The sequence below is a fragment of the Neobacillus drentensis genome (genome assembly GCF_036966985.1).
Lineage (GTDB): Bacteria > Bacillota > Bacilli > Bacillales > Cytobacillaceae > Neobacillus > Neobacillus drentensis_E.
In genome coordinates this window covers 29,511-33,807 of record NZ_JBALSN010000123.1, presented here as the reverse complement: position 1 = coordinate 33,807, position 4,297 = coordinate 29,511, and the positions used below count along the sequence as shown (strand labels likewise).

Here is a 4,297-nt window from a genome sequence, read left to right as displayed (position 1 = left end):
ATTTTTAAAATTTTTGTTACAATAGATAATAACTGACTATGACTGTGAAGGTGATTGAATGAAGATTGAAGAAATAAAAAAAGTGCTCGCTGATTTTACTCTTTTTCGAGAGTTAAATGATTTTGAACTAACAAAAATCACTGATATCGCCATCTCCAGAGAATGGAAAAAGCAAAGCCATGTATTTCTCCAAGGTGACCCGCTTGAAAATGTCTATTTTATTTATGACGGAAAAATCAAAATCTACAAAAGCGACATTAATGGCAAAGAACAAATTGTCGCAATTGCCAAAAAAGGCGAGATGTTTCCCCATGTAGGCTTTTTCAGGAAAGGGGATTATCCTGCCTATGCAGAAGTACTTGAGCCATCAACACTAATTGCTATTCCAATTTCAAAATTTGAAACCGTTTTGATTGATAACCCCCAGTTATGTATTAAAGTGTTTAAAGTGTTGGGAGAAAAAATCGTTGATTTACAAAACCGTTTAGAAGAACAAATTCTAAATAATACCTATGAGCAAATTGTAAAACTTTTGATTCGACTTGCGCAAAAACATGGAAAAGAACAAGAAGATGGGACAATCCTCTTAAAATCTGAATTTACGAACAAGGATCTTGCTAATATGATAGGGACAACTAGGGAAACCATTAGCAGAACACTGACAAAAATGAAAAAAGATGAATTAATTGAGGTAGATGATGAAGGCGACATGATTGTAGATGTTGAAATTCTCATGGAAGAGATCAATTTAATATAAAAAAACCGCAGCCAATCGATGCTGCGGTTTTGTTTTCTTTATGTTAATGATAATTGAAGCATATCTTGCATGTCTTCTTGTGCTGTACCAATCAATTTTAAATTAAAGGTATCCTGCAGAACCTGTAACACTCCTTCAGATATAAATTCAGGTGGTTTTGGACCAATTCGAATATCCTGAATCCCAAGACTAAATAGACCTAGTAAAATCGCGACGGCCTTTTGCTCAAACCATGACAAAACAATGCTGACTGGAAGTTCATTCACTTCGCATCCAAATGCATCTGCAAGTGCGAGCGCAATTTTTACTGTTGATCCAGAGTTATTGCATTGGCCTAAATCGATATACCGTGGAATCTTCGTCCCCGGTACAACCCCATAGTCGACATCATTGAAGCGGAATTTTCCACACGAGGTTGTTAATATTACAGTCTCCGGTGGGAGTGATGTAGCAAGCTCCCGGTAATAATTACCGCCAGGACCTGGGGCATCACAGCCAGCTATGACAAAGAAGCGTTTGATTTTTCCTGCTTTAACTGCATCGATTACTTCAGGTGCTAAGCCTAAGACCGTTTCATGATGGAAACCGGTAAGTAATGTTTCATCAGATTCAATAGTAGCATTAGGAAGTTCTAATGCTCTATTAATTAATGGGGTAAAATCATCATTAATAATTTTCTCCACATTTTCAAGTCCAGCCACTTCATATGTAAACATTCTGTCAGCGTAAGATCCTTTGATGGGCATGACACAGTTAGTTGTTGCTAGGATGGCTCCAGGAAATTTTTCAAACAGCCGACGCTGATCATACCAAGCCTTTCCAACGTTTCCTTTTAAATGGGCATATTTTTTCAATGCTGGATAACCGTGAGCAGGAAGCATTTCCGAGTGGGTATATATATTGATCCCCATTCCTTCTGTCTGCTTTAATAATTCCTCCAAAGCAAATAAGTTGTGTCCAGTAACGACTATGCATTTACCTTCAATCTTGTTTTGGCTGACCCGGATTGGTTCAGGGATTCCAAGTCGGTTTGTATGACCTTCATCTAGCAGCTCCATTACACGAACTGCTGACTTCCCGACCTTCATCGCCATGTCAATATGTTCTTGAACATTAAAATTGGAATTCGTTAAGGTCATATATAAAGCTTCATGTGTGGTCGCATCTACAAAAGAATCTGTATACCCTAATTGATTTGCGTGTGTCCGATATGCTGCAATTCCTTTTAAGGCAAAGATAATTGTATCTTGCAAACTAGCAATGGTTTCGTTTTTTCCACATACTCCGAATACATTACAGCCGCCAGTTGGAGTTTGTTCACATTGATAACAGAACATTTTATTTCCTCACTTTCCATTTCTTTTCTGCTTTACTATACTAATCAACTCATACTTTAAATGTGATATATGTCACATTTAAAGTAATTGTAATAAATCGTTCAAACTTTTAGGGCGGCACATACCCAGATTTATTCGCATATACTGGCAAGTGAAAAACTTGAAAGCGAGGGAATCCATATGCCATCTATGGTGCCGAATGATAAGAATTCAAAAAAGCCTAGAACTGATTCTTTTGGTGAATTAATGAAAACGATGAACGAATTTTTCCATGAAAAACCAATTAAGGGCTTTTTACAGTCAATTGATGATTTTTTCAAAAGTCCATTTCCGCCAGGGGCAAACTTCCAAGTTGACACAATTGAAACAGGTAATGAATATATCATCTCAGCTGAACTGCCTGGGGTTAAACGTGAGCAGATTCAATTAAATATTTCAGGTAATCATTTGACTATATCTGTGGAAAATAGAGAACTTGAAACAACCGAAGATGAGCATAACCAGATTTATCGACGAAATTACTTCCAACAAAAATCATCCCGAACCATTACCCTTCCTCACACAATTAACGAAAAATATGTCAAAGCTTCCTATCGTGATGGTTTGTTAAAAGTCCGAATTCCACAAGAAAAGGGGAAAATGATTGAAATTGAGGAGTAACCAACTATATATCTCAATATGAAAAGACGGCTTACTGCAGCCGTCTTCTTCTTTACGCTTTAAATATTCCACCAAACCCTTTAACAAGCGAGCTCACCTGATTAACAGCATTCATCATCTGTCCGGCTGTATTCACCATTTTATTAATATCCACCGTTCCATCCTGTGACTTAAAAGAATTCATAAAGGATTGGACGCCGCCAGGCTGTTTTGGTATCGCACTTTGTTTAGGATATGGGTTCATCGCTGGATAGCCATTCATTGGCGCGTACTGTGGTTTTTGTACCATCTTTTCTTGCGGCTGTAATGGGTTCTGGAAAAGGAATTGTGAATCCGACTGTGAAAACGACTGGCTATTATACGAAGAACCTTGAGAAACATGGCCAGGTTGATAGTTTTGCATATATGGCGGGTAGGCTTGCTGGTAATATGGGTTTTGTGGATTTTGTTGTTGGTATAATGTCCAATCTAAGTTTTGAGGTGGACTTTGATATAAGTATGGTGGATTAGTAGTATATTGCTGATGATTTCTTTGCTGACCAACTGGACCTTGGTGCATCATTTGCCCCGGGTATCCATAATTGAAGTAATTGGTTGGTCTTTTCTTTCCAAACATGGGCAAACATCTCCTCCGCAATTTATCTACTACACTTTATGAAGAAAAGGAAGGAATGGTGATTCCTCCAGAAAAGATTACCAATGTCATAATGACAAGAATTTTGTCTAAAGTTTAAATATTTTAAAAACTAGAAATCCATTACTTTCGTGATACGATAGAAAAAAGGATGAAGGAGGAGCTAATAGAGATGGACATTCGCGAATTAAAAAGCAAATTTATTCAAAGCAGGGATTATACAACTGATGATGTTAATGCATTAATGGATTTTGCTAAGAAAGCGTATATTCATAACGATATTAATATTAAAGAATATCGTCTTCTAGTCCGTGAACTTGAAAAACAAGGCGCGGTAATACCTGAAACGGAACATAAAGACTCCCTCATCGAACATTCTTAATACAGATAAAAGAGATGCAACTGCATCTCTTTTGCTATTTTTTCAACTCTTTTAATATTTCTAGAAGGAAATATTCAACCGTACGATTTGCATTAATAAACCTTGTTTTACTAGTCTCTGGGAAAAAGGCTTGGATTGAAAGTTGATCAATATGTTCAGAAGTAGTGTCAATTTGCTTTAAATGTAGATGTTTATGGTTTGAGTCTGAAAGCCATTTCTTCATAGCCAGTTTCCATCGGTCATTTATATCCTTTACTTCATTTGCAAATGGCTTTATGACTTCATGAAAATCATGCTTAATCCCTGCTGTTCGCCCCTCTTGATAATACTTCATGAATAAGCTGTTAAAAGCTAATAGTTTTTCTGTTAGATCAATAATTTCTTCAGACATCTCGAAAAAAACCTTCCTCCCAAAAAATAGGCTCTGTTAATGTGCCTGTTGATTTCCGCTCCAGGCACGAGCGGTTCGCGGGCGGTCCGGCGAGCCTCCTCGTCGCTGCGCTCCTGCGGGGTCTCCCCTGCCCCGT

The 4,297-nt window shown here is 37.6% G+C and carries 6 protein-coding genes; 3 read left to right on the top strand and 3 right to left on the bottom strand.

The window, feature by feature from the left end; all coding sequences use genetic code 11:
• The first annotated feature begins 58 nt into the window (after window positions 1-58).
• Complete coding sequence (locus tag V7659_RS08925; protein ID WP_335539521.1) at window positions 59-757, top strand: Crp/Fnr family transcriptional regulator; 699 nt, start codon at window positions 59-61, stop codon at window positions 755-757.
• A gap of 38 nt (window positions 758-795) precedes the next feature.
• Here the strand turns inward: V7659_RS08925 and hcp are convergent, their stop codons facing one another.
• Window positions 796-2,094 carry a hydroxylamine reductase gene (gene hcp, locus V7659_RS08920; RefSeq protein WP_335539519.1) on the bottom strand — a complete coding sequence of 433 codons (1,299 nt, stop codon included), beginning with the start codon at window positions 2,092-2,094 and terminating at the stop codon, window positions 796-798.
• Between the two features lie 180 nt (window positions 2,095-2,274).
• Here hcp and V7659_RS08915 point away from each other — a divergent pair, with 180 nt between their 5' ends.
• A complete protein-coding gene (locus V7659_RS08915) occupies window positions 2,275-2,754 on the top strand; it encodes an Hsp20/alpha crystallin family protein (protein ID WP_335539517.1) in 480 nt (159 codons plus the stop codon).
• A gap of 52 nt (window positions 2,755-2,806) precedes the next feature.
• Here V7659_RS08915 and V7659_RS08910 read toward each other — a convergent pair whose 3' ends face one another.
• A complete protein-coding gene (locus tag V7659_RS08910; protein ID WP_335539515.1) occupies window positions 2,807-3,370 on the bottom strand; it encodes a YppG family protein in 564 nt (187 codons plus the stop codon).
• 190 nt (window positions 3,371-3,560) lie between these two features.
• Between V7659_RS08910 and yppF the strand changes: the two genes are divergently transcribed.
• Window positions 3,561-3,770, top strand: a complete 210-nt coding sequence (gene yppF / locus V7659_RS08905; RefSeq protein WP_144547398.1) for a YppF family protein — start codon at window positions 3,561-3,563, stop codon at window positions 3,768-3,770.
• A gap of 34 nt (window positions 3,771-3,804) precedes the next feature.
• On the opposite strand, the gene V7659_RS08900 is transcribed toward yppF, so the two are convergent.
• On the bottom strand, window positions 3,805-4,161 hold the full coding sequence (locus V7659_RS08900) for a DUF1798 family protein (protein WP_026563890.1): 357 nt from the start codon (window positions 4,159-4,161) through the stop codon (window positions 3,805-3,807).
• Between the last annotated feature and the right edge of the window lie 136 nt (window positions 4,162-4,297).